Source organism: Microbacterium gorillae (assembly GCF_000826185.2).
Lineage (GTDB): Bacteria > Actinomycetota > Actinomycetes > Actinomycetales > Microbacteriaceae > Microbacterium > Microbacterium gorillae.
On record NZ_LN648870.1, the window covers coordinates 41,600 to 62,126 of the forward strand.

At 69.8% G+C, this 20,527-nt stretch carries 18 protein-coding genes; 11 read left to right on the top strand and 7 right to left on the bottom strand.

Annotated elements, in window-relative coordinates:
• Positions 1-118: 118 nt before the first annotated feature.
• Positions 119-988 (bottom strand): spermidine synthase, encoded by an 870-nt coding sequence (locus tag BN1193_RS00335; RefSeq protein ID WP_040162833.1) that lies wholly within the window; start codon positions 986-988, stop codon positions 119-121.
• A 121-nt stretch (positions 989-1,109) separates the two neighbouring features.
• On the opposite strand from BN1193_RS00335, the gene BN1193_RS00340 reads away from it, so the two are divergent.
• On the top strand, positions 1,110-1,937 hold the full coding sequence (locus tag BN1193_RS00340) for a zinc metalloprotease (RefSeq protein ID WP_052460285.1): 828 nt from the start codon (positions 1,110-1,112) through the stop codon (positions 1,935-1,937).
• On the opposite strand, the gene BN1193_RS00345 is transcribed toward BN1193_RS00340, so the two are convergent.
• The 6 genes from BN1193_RS00345 to BN1193_RS00370 form a co-directional block, all read right to left on the bottom strand.
• Complete coding sequence (locus tag BN1193_RS00345; protein ID WP_040162836.1) at positions 1,934-2,407, bottom strand: DUF523 domain-containing protein; 474 nt, start codon at positions 2,405-2,407, stop codon at positions 1,934-1,936. The two genes, BN1193_RS00340 and BN1193_RS00345, sit on opposite strands and share 4 nt — an antisense overlap.
• A 12-nt stretch (positions 2,408-2,419) precedes the next feature.
• The gene (locus BN1193_RS00350; RefSeq protein WP_040162839.1) at positions 2,420-2,818 is read right to left on the bottom strand and encodes a DUF3224 domain-containing protein; all 399 of its coding nucleotides are present in this window, start codon (positions 2,816-2,818) and stop codon (positions 2,420-2,422) included.
• Between the two features lie 106 nt (positions 2,819-2,924).
• Positions 2,925-3,944, bottom strand: coding sequence for an alcohol dehydrogenase AdhP (gene adhP, locus BN1193_RS00355; RefSeq protein WP_040163147.1), 1,020 nt, complete (start codon positions 3,942-3,944; stop codon positions 2,925-2,927).
• Positions 3,945-4,122: 178 nt separating this feature from the next.
• Positions 4,123-4,878, bottom strand: a complete 756-nt coding sequence (locus BN1193_RS00360) for a C40 family peptidase (protein ID WP_141396587.1) — start codon at positions 4,876-4,878, stop codon at positions 4,123-4,125.
• A gap of 23 nt (positions 4,879-4,901) precedes the next feature.
• On the bottom strand, positions 4,902-5,639 hold the full coding sequence (locus tag BN1193_RS00365) for a glyoxalase/bleomycin resistance/dioxygenase family protein (RefSeq protein WP_040162842.1): 738 nt from the start codon (positions 5,637-5,639) through the stop codon (positions 4,902-4,904).
• A complete protein-coding gene (locus BN1193_RS00370; RefSeq protein ID WP_040162845.1) occupies positions 5,636-5,812 on the bottom strand; it encodes a ribbon-helix-helix domain-containing protein in 177 nt (58 codons plus the stop codon). The genes BN1193_RS00365 and BN1193_RS00370 overlap by 4 nt, the downstream gene beginning before the upstream one ends.
• A gap of 54 nt (positions 5,813-5,866) precedes the next feature.
• Between BN1193_RS00370 and BN1193_RS00375 the strand changes: the two genes are divergently transcribed.
• The 10 genes from BN1193_RS00375 to BN1193_RS00420 all read left to right on the top strand — a co-directional run bounded on the left by BN1193_RS00375 (position 5,867) and on the right by BN1193_RS00420 (position 20,419).
• Positions 5,867-6,625, top strand: a complete 759-nt coding sequence (locus tag BN1193_RS00375; protein ID WP_040162849.1) for a 5-oxoprolinase subunit PxpA — start codon at positions 5,867-5,869, stop codon at positions 6,623-6,625.
• 3 nt (positions 6,626-6,628) lie between these two features.
• The gene (locus tag BN1193_RS00380) at positions 6,629-7,249 is read left to right on the top strand and encodes a 5-oxoprolinase subunit B family protein (protein WP_040162851.1); all 621 of its coding nucleotides are present in this window, start codon (positions 6,629-6,631) and stop codon (positions 7,247-7,249) included.
• Positions 7,246-8,091 carry a 5-oxoprolinase subunit C family protein gene (locus BN1193_RS00385; RefSeq protein ID WP_094770186.1) on the top strand — a complete coding sequence of 282 codons (846 nt, stop codon included), beginning with the start codon at positions 7,246-7,248 and terminating at the stop codon, positions 8,089-8,091. The genes BN1193_RS00380 and BN1193_RS00385 overlap by 4 nt, the downstream gene beginning before the upstream one ends.
• A gap of 120 nt (positions 8,092-8,211) precedes the next feature.
• On the top strand, positions 8,212-9,117 hold the full coding sequence (locus BN1193_RS00390; RefSeq protein WP_141396588.1) for a hypothetical protein: 906 nt from the start codon (positions 8,212-8,214) through the stop codon (positions 9,115-9,117).
• Positions 9,118-9,345: 228 nt separating this feature from the next.
• Positions 9,346-12,837 (top strand): DNA-directed RNA polymerase subunit beta, encoded by a 3,492-nt coding sequence (rpoB, locus tag BN1193_RS00395; RefSeq protein ID WP_040163154.1) that lies wholly within the window; start codon positions 9,346-9,348, stop codon positions 12,835-12,837.
• Between the two features lie 51 nt (positions 12,838-12,888).
• A complete protein-coding gene (gene rpoC / locus BN1193_RS00400; protein WP_040162857.1) occupies positions 12,889-16,770 on the top strand; it encodes a DNA-directed RNA polymerase subunit beta' in 3,882 nt (1,293 codons plus the stop codon).
• Between the two features lie 214 nt (positions 16,771-16,984).
• Positions 16,985-17,761 carry an alpha/beta hydrolase family protein gene (locus tag BN1193_RS00405; protein ID WP_040162860.1) on the top strand — a complete coding sequence of 259 codons (777 nt, stop codon included), beginning with the start codon at positions 16,985-16,987 and terminating at the stop codon, positions 17,759-17,761.
• A 177-nt stretch (positions 17,762-17,938) separates the two neighbouring features.
• Positions 17,939-19,255, top strand: a complete 1,317-nt coding sequence (locus BN1193_RS00410) for a hypothetical protein (protein ID WP_052460287.1) — start codon at positions 17,939-17,941, stop codon at positions 19,253-19,255.
• A 7-nt stretch (positions 19,256-19,262) separates the two neighbouring features.
• Positions 19,263-19,724 (top strand): hypothetical protein, encoded by a 462-nt coding sequence (locus BN1193_RS00415; RefSeq protein WP_052460288.1) that lies wholly within the window; start codon positions 19,263-19,265, stop codon positions 19,722-19,724.
• 35 nt (positions 19,725-19,759) lie between these two features.
• Positions 19,760-20,419: a hypothetical protein gene (locus tag BN1193_RS00420; protein ID WP_040163164.1), complete on the top strand. Its 660-nt coding sequence runs from the start codon at positions 19,760-19,762 to the stop codon at positions 20,417-20,419.
• Positions 20,420-20,527 lie beyond the last annotated feature (108 nt).

Sequence of the window (20,527 nt, forward strand, 5' to 3'; positions counted from 1 at the left end):
CGGTCCGTCCCAGTCTGCATTGCCCGCGCTGGGGATCGATCCCGGCACGCCGGGTCGCCTCGCCCCGGGACTCGGACTCTCAGCTTGGCTCCGTCACCGCCGCTCGCGGCGACGCGGTTCAGCGTTCGAAGAGGGAGGAGTTCGGCGCCGGAGAGGGGACGGCGTCCGCGTCCGAGACCGGCCCGGCATCGCGCGAGAGCGTGGCGACCTCCGCTCCGGAGGCGATCTTCGCCGGGTGCGGACCCGCGGCGAGCAACCGCGGCAGCCACTCGTCCGGCAGCGGTTCGCGGGAGGCGGCGAGCACCAGGTTTCCGAAGCGTCGGCCTTTCAGCACCTGCGCCTCAGCGAGCACGGCCACGTGCGGCAGCACCTGGCGCAGGGTCGCCACCTGGCGGCGCGTGAAGGCCAACCCCGGTCCGTCCGCGATGTTCACCAGGACGACGCCGGACGACGTGAGCAGCTTCGCGAGCGATGTGTAGAACTCCACGGACGTGACGTGCGCCGGTGTCCGTGCGCCGGAGAAGACGTCGCTGACGACGAGGTCGACCTGGCCGAGGATCCCAGCCGGCATCCGTTCCACGACGGCACGAGCATCCCCGATCCGGACCCGGATCTGGGCACCGCGTGGCAGGGGCAGGTTCTCGCGCACGAGGTCCCAGAGGCCGCCCTCGAGCTCGACGACCTGCTGGCGGGAGCCGGGACGGGTGACCGCGACGTAGCGGGGGATCGTCAGTGCGCCGGCGCCCAGATGCACCGCTGTGATGGCGTCCCCGGCGGGGCGGAACGTGTCGATCACCGCGCCCATCCGGGCAACGTACTCGAAGTGCAGGTGGGTGGGATCGTCCAGGTCGACGTGCGACTGGGGCGTCTCATCGACCAGCAGTTCCCACCCCGACGTGAACTCGCTCGGCGCCACCCGGGCGAGCGATCCGTCGCTCAATCGCGTCCGGGGGGACTCCGCTGGTGGTGTTCGTCGTTCCCGGCCCATGCTTCGAGCGTATCCGTCCGCTCCGGCGCGATCGACGGCGGGGGTGTGCTGGGCGGGCGCGACCCGCTACGCTCGGGCGCGTCAGCCGCAGTCGGGGAGCTGCCGGGGGATGGGGGGAGTCATGGACGACGGCGTTCGGGGCACGGTGGGAACCGGTCGCCTCCTTCTGCATACGACGATGGCGATGGTCGCCGCGTTCCTGCTCACGATCCTGCTGCACGAGTCCGCGCACTCCGTGGCCGCGCTGATGTTCGGCTCGCCGGTGCGGCAGGTGCCGTTCGCGTCGATGCCGGTCGCGCACCTCAGCGAGACCGCCCAGACGGTCGTCACCCTCGCCGGACCGGCGTTCAGCCTGGTGCTCGGTGTGGTCCTGGTCTTCTTCGTCCGCCCGGGTCCCATCGTCGGATCCGGCCACCTGTTCGCGGTGTGGTTCGCGTTCATCAACGTCATGGAGGGTGGCGGCTACCTGGTGCTGACACCGTTCGGCATCGGCGACACCGGGGAGGTCGCCGCGCGCTACGGGCTGCAGAACTCCGTCGGCTGGATCGCCCTCGCGGCCGGCGGCGGCATCACGGTGCTCTGCGCGATCGGGTACGCGCGACGGATGACCGGCTTCGTCCCGCCCGGCGATGTCCGGGGTCTGCTCGCGCTGTCGTTCCATCCCTGGATGATCGGGCTCGTCGTCACGGTCGGCCTGACCCTTCTGTGGGCCGCGCTCTCGGTCGTCAAGCTCGGTCCGGGTGACATGATCGCCGTCGCCATGGGCGCGGTCGCCCTCGGGGTGTGGGCGCCGATGGCGATGTCGTTCTCGAACATGCGCAGCGCCAAGGAGAACGCCGGATCCGACCCGATCCGGCTCGGGCCGTTCCCGTGGACGAGCACGATCATCGCCGTCCTGGTGTGCGTGGTGAACGTGCTGCTGCTGTCCGGCCCGACGATCGGCGGCTAGCCGGAGGCCCCGCGACGGGCCTCGATCGTGATGCCGCGCTCGCGCAGGGCGGCGGCCGTGACCCCATCACCGGGTACGAGCGTGCCGGTGAACCCGCCGTCGTAGATGCGCCCGCAGCCGCAGGACGGACTGCGCTCCTGCAGCACGGCGTGACTCGCGCCCAGACCCACGGCCCGGTCGGCGACCTCGCGCGCGCCCGCGACGAAGGCGGCGGTGACATCGTCGCCGGCGTCCGTGACCACCCGCGCGCGGCCCGCGAGCACGTCGGCCCCGTCTCCGCCCCGGATCTCCGCCGGCGGGCGTGGTGTCGACAGCCCCCCGGCCACTTCGGCGCACAGCGGCACGACCTCGCCGCGCCGGGCGGCCGCGACGATCTCCGCGTCCGGCTTGGCCCGACCGTCGTATCGGCATGGCGTCCCCGCCAGGCACGCGGACACGATCGTCAGCGCGCGGCGGACGGGTTCGGGCATGGCCTCACCCTCTCACGCGGTGTCGGGAAGGGCGTAGTGCAGGACGACACGGTGCGTGTCGTCCTCATCCACGGTCAGCTCGACGGTCCCGGTCAGTCCGGTGAGCTCGCCCGTGCCGGAGCCCGGCACGACGGCGTAGGCGAGAGTCTGGCCGGTCGCGGTCATGGTGCCCTGCTGCGACAGGGCGAAGGTGCCGGCGCGCCCGTCGATCGACCCGTCCACGGTTTCCAGGGCGACGTACCCGGCCGCGCCGGTGCGCGGGTCTCCGGCGGAGAGCATCACGCCGACGCCGCTGCCGCGGACTCCGCCGGTCCACTCCTTCACGACGTCGAAGCGCCCGCTCTGGGGAAAGAGCCCGGGGGCCGGCGTCATCTCGACGGTGAAGGTGGCGGAGGTCTCGTGGGTACTCATGGCGCCGAGCCTAGACCGTTCCGCGGACACCCCTTCCGAGCGCGACGTGTCCCGCTCTCGTCGCGCGAAGGCAGGGAATCGGCGAAGAGCGGGACACGAGTCCGCTTCAGGCGTCAGAGAGCTGCATCACGATGCGTCCCTCGATGCCGCCGCGCTCCATGCGGGTGAAGATCTCGTTGATGTCCTCGAGGTGCGCCGCCGTCACGGTGGGGTGGATCTCGCCGCGGGCGTAGAAATCGAGAGCTTCGGCCAGATCCTGGCGGGTGCCGACGATGGACCCGCGGATCGTGATCGCGCGCAGCACGATGTCGAAGATGTTCGCGGGGAAATCTCCCGGCGGCAGCCCGACGAACGCGATCGTCGCCCCGCGCCGCACCACCGACAGCGCCTGTCCGAATGCGCGTGGATGGACGGCGGTGACCAGTGCACCGTGCGTGCCGCCGGTCGCCGCCTGGATCACGCGTCCGGGGTCCTCGGTGGCGGCGTTGGCGACGACTTCGGCGCCGTGCTCGCGGGCGAGGTCGAGCTTGTCGTCGTCCACGTCGACCGCGGCGACGCGCATTCCCATCGCCCGCGCGTACTGCACGGCGACGTGGCCGAGCCCGCCGATGCCGCTGATGGTCACCCATTGCCCCGGGCGCACGTCGGTCATCTTCAAACCCTTGTACACGGTGACTCCGGCACAGAGGACGGGCGCGACCTCCACCGGATCCGCGCCGTCGGGAATGCGGGCGGCGAACCGGCTGTCGACGAGCATGTATTCCGCGAAGCTGCCGTCCACCGAATAGCCGCCGTTGCGCTGCTGTTCGCACAGCGTCTCCCATCCGGTGCGACAGGCCTCGCACTCACCGCACGCGCTCCACAGCCAGGCGTTGCCGACGAGCTGTCCGATCTCCAGCTCGGTCACGCCCTCGCCGAGCGCGACGACTTCACCGAAACCCTCGTGTCCGGGGATGAGCTCGGACTTCGGGGCGACCGGCCAATCCCCGCGCGCCGCATGCAGGTCGGTATGGCAGACCCCCGAGGTGATCACTCGGACGAGTGCCTCACCCGGGCCCGGATGGGGGACCGGGACCGTCCGCAGCTCCAGCGGACGGTCCGCGGACACCACCACCGCGGCTCGCATCGTGGCCGGGATGTTCTGGGTATCGGACATCTTCGCCTCCCTCGCGCGGAATCCACCGCGATCCCGACTGTGCCACCGGGCGGGCGCGCGTCAGCGGGCTTCGGTACGAGCGCACCGCAACGCGCGTGGCGTGCCGAAGACATCCGCGTCCACGGCCCGCCGTGTGCAGTAGCGCGCGTCAGCGGATGGTGTGCCGTTCCAGGTGTTGACCCGGGGTCCGTGCGGCGATGATGCCGTCCCGCACCGGCAGCACGAGGGCCGGAGTCATCCATCCCTGCGAGGGTTTGTGCAGGTAGTGCCCGTCGCCGAGGGTCACGCCGGCGTGCCCGACCGAACCGCCCCGGTCCCGCCAGACGAGCACGGTGCCGGGAAGGGAATCGTTGCCGCCGGCGATGGTGTGGTCGGCGAGCCAGTCCTCGAACGGCTCGCGCTGCATCCACGTCCCCTCGGCGTCCGGGACGCCCGCCGCCGCCATCACGGTGGCGAAGCAATTGGGTCCGGACGTGAGGGGGAAGCGTCCGGCCAGGCGTCGCGCGTCGGGCAGGACGTCGGCCGCGCGACGCCACACTCCCTCCGGCGGCGGGGAGTGATCCACCGGGTGGATGGAGCGCGCGACCCATGACGTCGTGCGGCGGCGATCGTAGGGCGTGGACCGCGTCGGCCACAGATGCCGCGTCGGTTGCGTCCGGACGGTCTCCGGGCTCAGTGACGCGCTGCCCGCGCGGTCCAGCCAGACGATGTGGTGATGGTCGGGGATGGCGTACAGGCGGAAGGTGTCGCGCAGTTCGTCGCTCAGCACACGCGAGTGCGCGATCGACCGCAGGGCCTCGGCTTCATCCTGATCGACCACGAACGGCTGCACGCGCGGCATCAGCCACGCGCGCCAGCGATCGACCATTCCCTCCGTCACCCGCACTCCGCGCACCCGTTCCACTCGCACAGGCTAAACGGTCTTCCTCAGGCCGGATGGATCTGCAGTGGGCAGCCGTCCGGATCGGTGAGTTCGAGCATCGTGCCGAACGATTCGTCGACGCGCACGTCGATCCCGTCCGCCCGGAGTCGGTCGGCGAGGGCGTGCAGATCCTGCGTGGTGGACAGGGTGAGGTGCACGCGGGCGCCGTGATCTCCGCGCAGGAACTGCTCGAACTCACCGGGCCGGGCCACGTGCAGGCCCACCGAACCGCGGTCGGCGCGGAAGGAGCGGAACCACTCGTCCCCGCCCTCCGCGGCGGTCATCCCCAGTCGCTCCAGGAACGCGCCGTACGCGCCCGACGGGTCGGTGAAACGGACCGGGGCGACCGAGACCGCCGGGTCCGGAGAGGCGTCCGCGGTCGCATAGCCGTAGAAGTCGGTCTGCGCTCCGTTCACCCACACCTCATCGCCCAGGGGATCGGTGAGCTGCACCATGCGACCGTACGACTCATCGATCGGGGTGAGGCCGAAGCGGTCCGCCAGCGCATCGAGATCGTCGGTCTCCAAGCTCAGCTCAGTCTGACCCGCGACGGCGGGAGAGGTCGCGGTCGCCAGCGCGTGCAGGAGCACGTCGCCGGACCCGGAGCGCATCACGGCCCAGGTGTCCGCGTCCGTTTCCGGATCCGAGGCGGTGATGACGGCCACCAGGCCGAGGCGTTCCAGGAACGTGCGCATCGCCGGGACGTCCGTGGTGAAACGGATGGCCTGCACGGTGAGAGTCATGAGCGGTCTCCTGTCGGGGTGTCGAGGTAGGCGGTCAGGGCGCGTTCGACGAGAGCCGAGAGGCTCCCGCCCTCATCGATCGCGCGATGCTTGATGGCCGTGATCAGCGGGCGGGGCAGGTACACGTTGAACTGCGCCTTCGCCTCGCTCGCCGGTGCCGATTCTACTGTCATGCTCGGATGCTAGCATCCTATTCGACGTCACGGAATAGCCGATACAGTGGCCCCATGACAGCGTCGATCGATCTGAACGCCGACCTCGGCGAGACGGTGGACGGCGTTCCGACCGCGGATGACGAGAGCATGTTCGCGCTCATCACCAGCGCCAACGTCGCGTGCGGCGGGCACGCCGGCGACGATGCGTCCATCCGAGCCACCGCCGATCGTGGAGCGCGGTTCGGGGTCACCCTGGGCGCCCACCCCTCCTACCCGGACCCCGCGAACTTCGGTCGACACCGGATGGACGTGGACGGGCCGGCGCTGACGCGCGCGCTCACACGGCAGCTGCGCAGGTTCCCCGAGCTCGGTGTCGACGTCCGCTACGTGAAACCGCACGGGGCGCTCTACAACGAGATCGTCGGGGACCCGGACCACGCGGACGCGGTGGTGGCCGCCGTTCGCGACCTGGCAGCGGAGCTCGGGCACGACGTCGGGCTGCTGGTCCTGGGTGGACAGATCGAAAGGCGGGCGCGCGCGGCCGGCATCCCGGTGGTCCGCGAGGCGTTCCTGGATCGGGGTTACCGTCCGGACGGAACCCTGGTTCCCCGGCGAGAGCCGGGCGCCGTCCTGCACGACGTGGATGAGGTCGCCGCGCGTGCGGTGCGGCTCGCCGCGGACGGCACGGTCACGGCCGTGGACGGCAGCACGGTCGCGGTTGACGCGGCCTCGCTCTGCCTGCACGGCGACACCGCCGAAGCGGTGGCGATGGCCGTGGCCGTGCGCACCGCTCTGGCGGCCGCGGGCGTCATCGTCCGCACGGTCTGGTGAGCGATGAGTGAGATCCGTCCGTTCGGGGATGAGGCGCTGCTGATCGAGGCGGACGACGATGCGGCCGTGCTCGCGCTGGCGCACGCGCTCGGGCAGCCGCCGGCCGGCGTCGTGGACGTGGTCCCCGCGGCACGCACCGTCCTGGTCGCGTTCGATCGCACCCGGATCGGACCGGCCGCGGTTCGGTCCTGGATCGCGTCCGCAGCGGCGGGCGCGGTGGCGGTGACGGACGACGGAGAGGACGTCGTCATCCCGGTGCATTACGACGGGGCGGACCTCGCCGACACCGCTGCGCTGCTGGGGGTCACGGTCGACCGCCTGATCGAGGACCACATGTCCGCGCCGTGGCGAGTGGCGCTCACGGGCTTCGCGCCCGGATTCGGCTACCTCGTCAGCACCGACTGGCCGCACCGGGTGCCGCGCTTGGCCGTGCCCCGGACGCGCGTCCCGGCCGGGGCGGACCCGCTCGCCGACGGCCACGCGGGCGTGTACCCGCGGGCCACCCCCGGCGGCTGGCGTCTGATCGGTTCCACCGACCTCACGCTGTTCGATCCGGACCGCACCCCGCCGGCCCTGCTCGCGCCGGGGACGCGCGTCCGGTTCGAGCGGAGGGGGCCGGAATGAGTCTGCGGGTGCTCGCCGCATCGCCCGGAACGACGATCCAGGACCTCGGGCGTCCCGGGCTGCGGGCGATCGGCATCGCTCCCTCCGGGGCGGTGGACCAGGGCGCGTTGCGGGTGGCGAACCGACTGGTCGGCAATCCGGAGACGGCGGCCGCCCTGGAGATCACGCTGGGCGGGCTGCGGGTGCGCAGCGACGTCGACGCGTGGGTCTGCCTCGCCGGCGCGGCCGTCCCGGCGTGGATCGACGATCGACCGGTGGACCTCTGGCGTGCCACGCTGCTGCGCGCGGGCCGGGAGCTCACCCTCGGCATCGCCGATCATGGCGTGCGGGTCTACCTCGCCGTCGCCGGGGGCATCGCGGTCGCACCGGTTCTCGGCTCGCGCGCCACCGACACCATGTCGGGCCTGGGTCCGGACCCGGTCGTGGCCGGTGTCGTCCTGCCGGTCGGGCCCCCGGCCCCGCCCCCGCCGAACGACGTGGCGCCGTGGACGACTCCGCGGGGGCCGGCGACCGTCCGGGTGCGGCGCGGTCCGCGGCTGGACCGCTTCGCGCCGGAGGCCTGGCGGGTCCTGACCGGGTCGGAATGGACGGTGTCCGCGCAGGCCGACCGCGTCGGCGTCCGGCTGGACGGGCCGCAACTGAGCCGAGCCGACACGACCGAGCTCCCGAGCGAGGGCATGGTGATCGGTGCCCTGCAGGTGCCCCCCTCCGGCCGTCCCGTGATCCTGCTCGCCGACGGTCCGGTCACGGGCGGCTATCCGGTGATCGCGGTGGTCGCCGCGGCGGACCGGGACGTGCTCGGTCAGCTCCGTCCCGGTGATCGGCTCCGGCTGCGGGAGTGAGTTCGGGACCGCCCGCAATCGCCTTCCACGGCGGCCGTCGTCGCGGCTGACCTGAACCGACACACGGCGATACCCCTCGGGCACCCGCGACGCTCGGCTAGGCTCGCCCACAATCGGACGGTGACGCAGGCCGCAGGGGACGGCCTCCGCCATCGTCGGGGTGGGGGAGAGATGAACATTCTGCGGCGGCTCGGCGTCACGGTGCTGGCCCTGCTGCTGACCGGTGGCGGCCTCTGGCTCCTCGGCTCGTCCTCCCTGGCCACGCAACTGGCCGGGTACGCCCGTTCGCCGAGCGTCGATGCGCTCGCGGCCGCGAGCGGTGGCGCTCTGCTGCTCGGCCTCGCCGGGCTGTGCATCGCCTGGTCGCGGAGCTCCGCGGTGATGGTCGGGTTCGTGCTGCTGGTGATCTCGCTCGTCGCCGTGGCCACCTACGCCGGCGATCCGCAGCTCATGTCGCCGCTGCTGCGCCTGTTCCACGGCAGTGTGATCGGCATGGAACTCACGCCCGCGTGGTTCGCGTCGGGCCCGGGACTGCTCGCGGCGATGGTGCTGCTGGTCGCCGGTTTCGCCGGCGCGCGCGGAGCCGGCGGGTCCGTTGCCGCACTCGTGAGCGCCCTCGTCGGTCTGCTGGCGTTCGCCGCGGCCGTTCTCGCGCTGGTCGGCGGTGGCCGCTTCGCTCTCGGCCTGCTGGTGCAGCTGCGCGCCGACCTCGGCGGCCTGTGGATGCTGCTGCTCGCCACGGTCGTCTTCGCCGTGCTGCTGCTGGCGACTCGGGCGTCGGGGGCGGTGGCGCTCGTGTGCGGCGTGCTGCTGGTGGGGGCGAACCTCCTCCTGATGGGGACGCTGGCTCCGGAGATCCGCGGCGTCACGGACGACCTGCGCGTGCAGGTGCCCGGGTTCTGGATCGGCGCCCTCGGGGCGCTGCTGATCGGCGTCGGCGTGGGCCTGATGCTGCGGCGCGCGAGCGAGCGACGGGCGGCTCGTCCGGACGCGGCGGCCCCGACTCTGATGCCGTCGGCGGTCTGAGCCCGAGGGTTATACACCGGGACCCAGCAACCTTCAAGCATTGGCGGTGGACGTGTCGCCGAATCGTGTGTAATGTAGGTAGTTGCGCTCGTATCCCCCTGCCCTCATATGGTGGTCGGCTGTGCTCGTGTCTCCGTCCGCAAGGACGGCTCGGGTTTCGGGGATCGCGCGATCCACCTGACGACAAGGAATCACGAGGCCCGGCCGGGGCCCATGGAGGTCATTCCCTTGGCAGCTGCGAGTAACGCATCCACCAACCCCAAGAACGGACGCGCACACTCGCGCGTCTCGTTCGCCAAGATCAGCGACACGCTGACGGTCCCTGATCTGCTCGCCCTTCAGGTCGAGTCGTTCGACTGGCTCGTCGGCAACGAGAAGTGGAAGGCCCGCGTCGCCGAGGCGCAGGCCGAGGGTCGCACCGACGTCCCCGAGGTCAGCGGTCTGGAGGAGATCTTCGAGGAGATCTCGCCGATCGAGGACCTCAGCGAGACGATGCAGCTCTCGTTCACGAACCCGTACCTCGAGCCGGAGAAGTACTCGATCGAGGAGTGCAAGGAGCGCGGCAAGACGTACGCCGCCCCGCTGTACGTCGAGGCCGAGTTCATGAACCACCAGACCGGTGAGATCAAGACCCAGACGGTCTTCATGGGCGACTTCCCGCTCCAGACCGACAAGGGCACGTTCATCATCAACGGCACCGAGCGTGTCGTCGTGTCCCAGCTGGTCCGCTCCCCGGGTGTCTACTTCGACAAGACGCCGGACAAGACCTCCGACAAGGACATCGTCTCGTCCCGCATCATCCCCTCGCGCGGTGCCTGGCTCGAGTTCGAGATCGACAAGCGCGACCAGGTCGGCGTGCGCATCGACCGCAAGCGCAAGCAGTCCGTCACGGTCTTCCTGAAGGCCCTGGGTCTGTCCAGCGAGGACATCCTCGCCGAGTTCGCCGGCTACCCCTCGATCGAGGAGACGCTGTCCAAGGACACGATCCTCACCAAGGAGGACGCGCTCCGCGACATCTACCGCAAGCTGCGTCCGGGCGAGCAGGTCGCCGCCGAGGCCGCCCGCGCGCTGCTGGACAACTTCTACTTCAACCCGAAGCGCTACGACCTGGCCAAGGTCGGCCGTTACAAGATCGACCAGAAGCTGGGTCTGGACACCCCGCTGAGCGAGTCGGTGCTGACCGTCGAGGACATCGTCGCGACGATCAAGTACCTCGTGCGTCTGCACGCCGGCGACACCTCGTACACGGGCGTCCGCAAGGGCGAGCCGGCCGAGATCCGCATCGACGTCGACGACATCGACAACTTCGGCAACCGTCGCATCCGCGCGGTCGGTGAGCTCATCCAGAACCAGGTCCGCACCGGACTGTCCCGCATGGAGCGCGTCGTTCGCGAGCGCATGACCACGCAGGACATCGAGGCGATCACGCCGCAGACCCTGATCAACGTGCGCCCCGTCGTCGCCGCGATCAAGGAGTTCTTCGGAACCTCGCAGCTGTCGCAGTTCATGGACCAGAACAACCCGCTCGCGGGTCTGACGCACAAGCGTCGCCTCTCGGCGCTGGGCCCCGGTGGTCTCTCGCGTGAGCGCGCCGGTGTCGAGGTCCGCGACGTCCACCCGTCGCACTACGGCCGCATGTGCCCGATCGAGACGCCGGAAGGCCCGAACATCGGCCTCATCGGTTCGCTCGCATCGTTCGCGCGCATCAACGCGTTCGGCTTCATCGAGACCCCGTACCGTCGCGTCATCGACGGCCGCGTGTCCGAGACGATCGACTACCTCACCGCAGCGGAGGAGGCCGACTACATCGTCGCGCAGGCCAACGCCGTGCTGAAGAAGGACGGTTCGTTCGCGGATGAGCGCGTGCTGGCCCGTCGCGGCAAGGGCGGCGAGGTCGACCTGTTCCCGCGCGATGAGATCGGCTACATGGACGTCTCCCCGCGCCAGATGGTGTCGGTCGCGACGTCGCTGATCCCGTTCCTCGAGCACGACGACGCCAACCGCGCCCTCATGGGTGCGAACATGCAGCGTCAGGCTGTGCCGCTGCTGCGCTCCGAGAGCCCCGTCGTGGGGACCGGTATGGAGGGCTACACCGCCATCGACGCCGGTGACGTGATCACCGCCGCCAAGGCCGGTGTCGTCGCCGAGGTGTCCGCCGACAAGGTGACCATCCAGCTCGACGAGGGCGGCACGCAGGACTACTACCTGCGCAAGTTCGACCGCTCGAACCAGGGCACGTCCTACAACCAGCGCGTCATCGTCTCGGCGGGCGAGCGGATCGAGGCCGGCGAGGTCATCGCCGACGGTCCGTCCACCGAGAACGGCGAGCTCGCGCTCGGAAAGAACCTCCTCGTCGGCTTCATGACGTGGGAAGGCTTCAACTACGAGGACGCGATCATCCTGAACCAGGACCTGGTCAAGGACGACACCCTCTCCTCGATCCACATCGAGGAGTACGAGGTCGACGCGCGCGACACCAAGCTCGGCAAGGAGGAGATCACCCGTGACCTCCCCAACGTCAGCCCGGAGCTGCTGAAGGACCTCGACGAGCGCGGCATCGTCCGCATCGGCGCCGAGGTTCGTCCCGGTGACATCCTCGTCGGCAAGGTCACGCCGAAGGGTGAGACCGAGCTGTCCGCTGAGGAGCGCCTGCTCCGCGCGATCTTCAACGAGAAGAGCCGCGAGGTCCGCGACACGTCGCTGAAGGTGCCCCACGGTGAGCAGGGCACGATCATCGCGGTCAAGGAGTTCAACGCCGAGGACGGCGACGACGAGCTCGGCTCGGGCGTCAACCGTCGCGTCGTGGTCTACATCGCCCAGAAGCGCAAGATCACCGCGGGTGACAAGCTCTCCGGCCGCCACGGCAACAAGGGCGTCATCTCGCGCATCCTGCCGACCGAGGACATGCCGTTCCTCGCCGACGGAACGCCGCTGGACATCATCCTGAACCCGCTCGGTATCCCGGGTCGAATGAACTTCGGTCAGGTGCTCGAGGTTCACCTCGGCTGGATCGCTCAGCAGGGCTGGAAGATCGAGGGCACCCCGGAGTGGGCCGTCAAGATCCCGGAGAACGCCCGCGAGGCCGCTCCCGGCACGAAGGTCGCCACCCCGGTGTTCGACGGTGCCGAGGAGTCCGAGATCTCGGGTCTGCTGGATGCGACGCTGCCGAACCGCGATGGTGTCCGCCTGATCGACCACACCGGTAAGACCACGCTGTTCGACGGTCGCTCCGGTGAGCCGTACCCGGCGCCGATCTCGGTGGGCTACATGTACATCCTGAAGCTGCACCACCTCGTGGACGACAAGATCCACGCGCGTTCGACGGGTCCCTACTCGATGATCACGCAGCAGCCGCTCGGTGGTAAGGCGCAGTTCGGTGGACAGCGCTTCGGTGAGATGGAGGTGTGGGCCCTCGAGGCCTACGGTGCGGCATACGCCCTCCAGGAGCTCCTCACGGTCAAGTCCGACGACATCCTCGGCCGCGTCAAGGTGTACGAGGCGATCGTCAAGGGCGAGAACATCCCGGAGCCCGGTATCCCGGAGTCGTTCAAGGTGCTCATGAAGGAGATGCAGTCGCTCTGCCTGAACGTCGAGGTCCTCGGCGCCGACGGCAATGCGGTCAACCTCCGCGACACCGACGACGAAGCGTTCCGCGCAGCGGAAGAGCTCGGCATCAACATCTCGAGCCGCTTCGAGAACGTCTCGGTCGAAGAGATCTAAGTCTCTTCACGACCTTCCACACAGATTTAGAGAATCGACACAGGAGAACACGTGCTCGAACCGACCACTTTCGATTCGCTTCGCATCGGACTCGCGACCGCCGACGACATCCGTCGTTGGTCCTTCGGTGAGGTCAAGAAGCCCGAAACGATCAACTACCGCACCCTGAAGCCGGAGAAGGACGGCCTGTTCGGAGAGCAGATCTTCGGACCGTCCCGGGACTGGGAGTGCGCCTGCGGCAAGTACAAGCGTGTCCGCTTCAAGGGCATCGTCTGCGAGCGCTGCGGCGTGGAGGTCACCAAGTCCTCCGTCCGTCGTGAGCGCATGGGACACATCGAGCTCGCCGCTCCCGTGACCCACATCTGGTACTTCAAGGGCGTCCCGTCGCGCCTGGGCTACCTCCTGGACATGGCGCCGAAGGACCTCGAGAAGGTCATCTACTTCGCCGCGTACATGGTCATCTCGGTGGACGAGGACGCGCGTCACCGCGACCTGGCCACCCAGGAGGGCAACATCCGCCTGGAGCTGAAGACCCTCTCCGACCGTCGCGACGCGAAGATCGCCGAGCGTCTGGCCAAACTGGAGGAGGAGCTGGCGACCCTGGAGGAAGAGGGCGCCAAGGCCGACCAGAAGAAGAAGGTCAAGGACGCCGCTGAGAAGGAGATGACTCAGCTCCGCAAGGGCACCGACGAGGCCATCGCCAAGCTCGAGCGCGTGTGGGAGGACTTCCGCACCCTGTCCGTCGGTGACCTGAAGCCGGAGGACGACGTCTTCCACGAGCTGCAGGACCGGTTCGGTCAGTACTTCGAGGCCTACATGGGCGCGGAGTCGATCAAGAAGCGCCTGGAGACCTTCGACCTGGCCGCCGAGGCCGAGTCGCTGCGTCTGCAGATCTCCGAGGGCAAGGGCCAGCGCAAGATCCGTGCGATCAAGCGCCTGAAGGTCGTCTCGTCCTTCCTGTCCACGGGCATGTCGCCGGCATCGATGGTGCTGGATGTCGTCCCGGTGATCCCGCCGGAGCTGCGTCCGATGGTTCAGCTCGACGGTGGCCGCTTCGCCACGTCGGACCTGAACGACCTCTACCGTCGCGTGATCAACCGCAACAACCGCCTCCGTCGCCTGATCGACCTCGGTGCCCCCGAGATCATCGTGAACAACGAGAAGCGCATGCTGCAGGAGGCCGTCGACGCCCTGTTCGACAACGGCCGCCGCGGTCGTCCCGTCACCGGTACCGGCAACCGCGCCCTGAAGTCCCTCAGCGACATGCTGAAGGGTAAGCAGGGTCGTTTCCGCCAGAACCTGCTCGGTAAGCGCGTGGACTACTCGGGCCGTTCGGTCATCATCGTCGGTCCGCAGCTGAAGCTGCACCAGTGCGGTCTGCCCAAGCAGATGGCTCTGGAGCTGTTCAAGCCGTTCGTGATCAAGCGCCTGATCGACCTCGGCCACTCGCAGAACATCAAGGCCGCCAAGCGTGCCGTCGAGCGCACCCGTCCCGAGGTCTGGGACGTGCTCGAGGAGATCATCCGCGAGCGTCCGGTGCTGCTGAACCGCGCCCCCACCCTGCACCGCCTGGGCATCCAGGCCTTCGAGCCGCAGCTCGTCGAGGGTAAGGCCATCCAGCTGCACCCGCTGGTCTGCACCGCCTTCAACGCCGACTTCGACGGCGACCAGATGGCCGTGCACCTGCCCCTGTCCGTGGAGGCCCAGGCCGAGGCGCGCATCCTGATGCTCGCGTCGAACAACATCCTGAAGCCGTCCGACGGCCGTCCGGTGACCCTGCCCTCGCAGGACATGATCATCGGTCTGCACCACCTGACCACGGTCAAGGCCGGTGCTGCCGGTGAGGGCCGCGCGTTCGGTTCGGTCGCCGAGGCCATGATGGCTCGGGACGAGGGCACGCTCGACCTGCAGGCGAAGGTCCGCATCCGCATCCCGGGTCTGACCTTCCTCGAGGGTGAGGGCCCGGAGGGCTACGACGACCACGGCCTCGTGGACGCGTCGCTCGGTCAGATCCTCTTCAACGACACGCTGCCGAAGGGCTACCCCTTCGTCCGCGAGCAGGCCGACAAGGGCAAGCTCAGCCAGATCGTCAACAAGCTGGCCGAGGAGTACCCCAAGGTCGAGGTCGCCGCGTCGCTGGACCGCATCAAGGACGCCGGTTTCTACTGGGCCACGCGCTCGGGTGTGACCGTCGCGCTCTCGGACGTCCTGACCCCGCCGAACAAGGGCGAGATCATCGCGAAGTACGAGAAGATCGCCGCGAAGGTGCAGGGCCAGTACGAGAAGGGTCTGGTCACCGACACCGAGCGTCGTCAGGAGCAGATCAAGATCTGGACCGAGGCGACCGACGAGGTCCAGGCCGCCATGCGCGCGAACTTCCCGGAGGACAACACCATCAACCGCATGGTGTCCTCGGGTGCTCGTGGTAACTGGCTGCAGATCCGGAACATCGCGGGTATTCGAGGCCTGGTGAACAACACCAAGGGTGAGATCATGCCGCGTCCGATCATCTCCTCGTACCGCGAGGGCCTGTCGGTGGCCGAGTACTTCACCGCCACGCACGGTGCCCGTAAGGGTCTGGCCGACACCGCTCTGCGCACGGCCGACTCGGGTTACCTGACCCGTCGCCTCGTGGACGTCTCGCAGGATGTCATCATCCGCGAAGACGACTGCGGCACCAGTAAGGGTCTGGACTACGTCATCGCGAAGGCGGACTCGACCGGCACCCTGGTGCGCGACGAGAACGTCGAGAACTCGGTGTTCGCCCGGACCCTCGCCGTCGCGGTGACGGACGCGTCCGGCACCGTGCTCGCCGAAGCCGGTGAGGACGTCGGTGACGTGCTGATCGACAAGCTGATCGAGGCGGGCGTGGAGAACATCAAGGTCCGCTCCGTGCTGACCTGTGACTCCGCCGTCGGCGTCTGCGCGCAGTGCTACGGCCGTTCGCTGGCCACCGGCAAGATCGTGGACATCGGTGAGGCCGTCGGCATCATCGCGGCCCAGTCGATCGGTGAGCCCGGTACCCAGCTGACGATGCGTACGTTCCACACGGGTGGTTCGGCCTCGGCCGATGACATCACCCAGGGTCTGCCGCGTGTCCAGGAGCTGTTCGAGGCCCGTACCCCGAAGGGTGCGTCCCCGATCGCCGAGGCGACCGGTCGCATCACGATCGAGGAGACCGAGAAGCAGAAGAAGGTCATCCTGACCCCGGACAACGGCGACGAGCCGCACGTCTACCCGGTCCTCAAGCGCGCCACGCTGCTCGTCGAGGACGGGCAGAACGTCGAGGTCGGCCAGGCGTTGCAGGTCGGCACGCTGGACCCGAAGGAGGTCATGCGCGTGCAGGGAGCCCGTGCCGCGCAGAAGTACCTCGTCGGTGGCGTGCAGGGCGTGTACCGCAGCCAGGGTGTGCCGATCCACGACAAGCACATCGAGGTCATCGTGCGCCAGATGCTGCGCAAGGTCACCGTCGTCGACCACGGCGACACCGATCTGCTGCCCGGTGAGATGGTGGATTCCCGCCGTTACCAGGACATCAACCGCGCGACGGTCCAGTCCGGCAAGCGGCCGGCCTCGGGTCGTCCGGAGCTGATGGGTATCACCAAGGCGTCGCTGGCGACCGAGTCGTGGCTGTCGGCCGCGTCCTTCCAGGAGACGACCCGCGTGCTCACGCAGGCCGCCATGGAGGGCAAGAGCGACCCGCTGGTCGGTCTCAAGGAGAACGTCATCATCGGAAAGCTGATCCCCGCCGGTACGGGTCTGACCAAGTACCGCAACGTGGTGGTCGAGGCGACCGAAGAGGCGAAGAGCGAGCGGTACCCCAACCGCATCTTCGCGTCCGACGGCGCGTACTCGGGCGATGACCTGACGTACGTCGACTTCGACAGCTTCTCCACGGACGACAACTTCACGACCCCGGGCACCTACAACTGACCCGAGCGTGATCTGGGCCCCGGAACTTCGGTTCCGGGGCCCTTTCCGCTTCCCCGCATCGCTCCCACTCCCGTCACATCCGTCGCCGGATTCCTGCCGCAGGAGTGAGCGATCGCGGGATGCTCCCAACATCGGCAGGAGTGGAAGCGTGGAAGTGTCACGGGTGAGAGCGATGGGGTGTCGCGGAGCGCGGGCGGCGGGTAGCGTGACCCGCATGAGACCGTGGGGGATCGGGATCGGGGCCGTGCTCGTGCTGCTCACCGGTTGCGCGGCGTCAGGGGAGGGCGGCGGGGCATCGCCGGTGCCGACGCGCTCAGCGGAGTCCGCGGCGCCGACGTCGACGCCGACCGCGGCTCCGGTGGCGACCGTCGAGCCTCTGCAGGTGCACACCGGGGAGGCGCCGGACTGCGCCAGGGCTGGAGACACCGCCCTCAGTCACGGTGATGACGTCGTCGATGCGGTCGTGTACGGGACGGGCCCCGCGCTCATCCTCGTCCCACAGGTGCGCATGGACGTGTGCGGGCTCGACGATCGCGGGAGGGAGTTCGCGGCGGAGGGGTATCGCGTGGCCCTGGTCAACGCCGACGTCCCCGACCCCGTGGGCGGGGTCGTCGCGGTGGCGAACTGGCTCCGCGCGAACGGCACCGCAGAGGTCGGACTGGTCGGCACCTCCCGCGGTGCCACGGAGGTGCTCGCGGCGGCGCCGCTGACGGATCCGGCGGTCGTGGTGGCCCTGTCGCCGCCGACGACGTTCGGCGACGTGGACGCGCTGACCGCGATGCCGGAGATCACCGCGCCGATCCTCCTGATCGCCGGGGCGGAGGACGACGATTTCGGGGAGCAGGCGACGGAACTGTCCGAGGCCGGCGCCGCGGACCTGAAGCTCGTCATCGTGGCGGACTCGAAGAGCCACGGTGCGGACTTCCTGACCGCCGATTCGCCCGTTCGGGCTCAGATCGGCGATTTTCTGACCCAACACCTGCCGCACTGAGCGCACGCGTCATCCGTGGCGCCGTCACGAATCCGCGCCGCGAATGCCGGAGGTGCGGGGGACCGAGTACGCGGATGAGCGGCGGGGCTCACCAACGCGCGGCGGGGCTCCACCGCAAGCGCTGTTCACCGCGATAAATTGGCGGCCGGATATCCACCACCGCACGAGGAGAGCGTCATGAGCGATTCCAGGTCCTCTGACCACGAGAACACGTCCGGCGATCCCGCCGTCGAGTTCGAGACCGCCGGTGACCCCGTCGCGGACACCGCCGCACACTCATCGATCGATGACGTCGTCGACCGCGCCAACGGCAACATCGCCGATGCGCAGAACGCCGGCGCCGACGAATACACCGTGGACCGCACGGTGACGCCCGCGGCGGCACCCCGTCCCGCCGACGAGGTGCCCGAGCGAACGTTCGCCACCGATGCCTCCGGTGCCACCGAAGAGGCCTCGCCCGCTCCGTCCGCCGAGGAGCCGGTCACGCCGACGTCCGATGACGCCGCGCTGCGGACCGAGGCGGCCGACGCCGCCGCGTTCGGCGACCCCGCCACCGAGTCCGCTTTCGGCGGCGAGACGGTCCCGGCGGCTCCGGCCGCGACGACGGCCGACGAGCCCGCGCGTCCGGTCGCCACCGAAGCCGCGACCCACGCCGGCACCGACGCCGCCGCTGAGGCCGCCGCGATCGGCGCCGCCGCTGCGACGTCCGCCCGTCCGGCCGCGCACGACCCGGCAGCGGCAGCCGCCGCCGCGGCGATCGCCGACGACGATGACACGCCCTGGTACGACCGTCCCGAGGTGACCGAGGCGACCACGCAGCTGCCCGAGTCCGTGCGCGACACCCCGCTGGACCCGCCGCCGGCGGCGGTGACGCCCGTGGAAGAGACCCCCACGGTGGTGGCCTCCAACGTTTCGCCGGTGTCGCAGCAGCCGATCTTCGTGCAGGCTCCGGAACCGCCGGCCAAGCGGGGCAACCGCGGATTCGCCGGCGTCGTCGCCCTCATCGCGACCGTGATCTTCGCCGTCCTCTACCTCGCCGCCATCCTGCTGGCCGACGCCGGCCGGACGCTCGCCTCCGGCGACGCGCTCGGGCACGCCGCGCTGGATCAGGTCGGAACGTTCTCGTTCTGGACGCCGGTCGTGGTCTTCTTCCTGGCGTTCTGGCTGCTCGGCGCCTTCATCAACACCGCGAAGTGGGGCTACTGGGTCGTGTTCGGCCTGCTGGTGGGTCTCGCCGCGCTCGGTGGCCACGTCCTCGGCCAGGTGCTGCAGGCCGACCCGCGCTCGCTCACCGCGCACGAGGGCGTCACGCTGGCGCGCGATTCGGTCTTCTCCGTCGCCGGACTCGTCGCCTTCGTGGTGGGCCGGGAACTGCCGATCTGGTTCGGTGGCTGGATCGCCCGCCGTGGTCGCAGGGTCATCGTCGCCAACGAGGAGGCGCAGGAGGAGTACCAGCGCACGCTCGACGCGGGCCCGCAGCTGTACCAGCAGTGACCGCCTCATGACGCAGAACGACCGCGTCCGCCATCTCGCTTATGCGGGGGCGGGCGCGGTCGTCTTCGTCGCGCTGCTGATCGCCGGATTCGGCGCGGTGAGCTTCGTGACCCGGACGGACGTGATCACGGTCGGCGAGCTCGGGCCGTTCCCCGGTGCGCTGGGAGTCGCGCTCGCGACCGTTGCCTGGTTCGCCGTCGCCGTCACGACCGCCGCACGCCGTCCGGGCCTCGGGACCGCCGTGGTCGCCGGACTGGTGGCGGCCGCGGTCCACCTGTTGGCCGTGACGGTGACGATCGCGCCGCTGGGCTTGGTCGATGCGGGGGCGGCGGCCACTCACCTCGTGGTCGGCGGCTTCACGCCCGTGGTCTTCGTCGCCGGACTGCTGGCGGAGGTCGGTGTCGCGGTTGCGTTGCGTTCGCCCGGCCCCACCGCGCGGTGGCCCTGGGAGAAGCACGACGACGAATGAGCGCCGCCGGTGCCCGCGCGCACTACGGTGGAGGCGTGGAGCGGTCGCTCGAAACCCAGGTGAACCAGGCGGTCGAGGCCTGGATGCGCTGGTTGCCGCGGTGGCAACCGGCCACCCATCGTGGGCGCGTGGCCGTGTGCCGTCGCTGTCTCGGATCTCCGGTGCTGGCCGCTGCCGGCCTGGGCGCGGACGTGCCGCACGGTGTCCAGCACGGGATGTCCACACGCATCAAGACGATCATCGATCACGCCGTCGCGGATTACACCGCACGCAACCTCCCGATGCTGCAGTCCGAGCTGGATGAGCAGGCCGAGCGGAACCGCGCCCGCTCCTACCGTCCGGCCGAGGACCTGCCGCCGGAGTTCGAGGGACTGCCCCTGGATCCGGACCCGGACCCGGAAGCGCCGTTCCTGTTCACCATCGCCGGTCTCGCCGCCGAGAGTGCCGCGGCGATGCCGGCGCTGCCGCCGCTGAGCGCCGAGGCGAAGGCCGCCCTCCGTCAGGAAGTGGCGCTCGCCGACGAGTACGCGAACCTCGTCGGCCGCGAAGTGTGCGCGCTGCTGGAGCACCACCGAGAAGAGATCCACGCCGCGGTCGGACGGTTCGTGGAGCCGCAGATCGACGCCATGCTGGCCGACCTCGCCCGCGCGCTCGACACGCCGTTCGACCCCGATGGGCATGGCTTCGCCCCCTGAGCGTCAAGGAGTCCGCCAGGACGTGCCTGTTACCATGGCTGGCGGAGTTGTCGCGTTCGCCGAGGCGTGTGTCGCGCGTATCGGCTCAAGTCACCAGGAGGGGGTCGG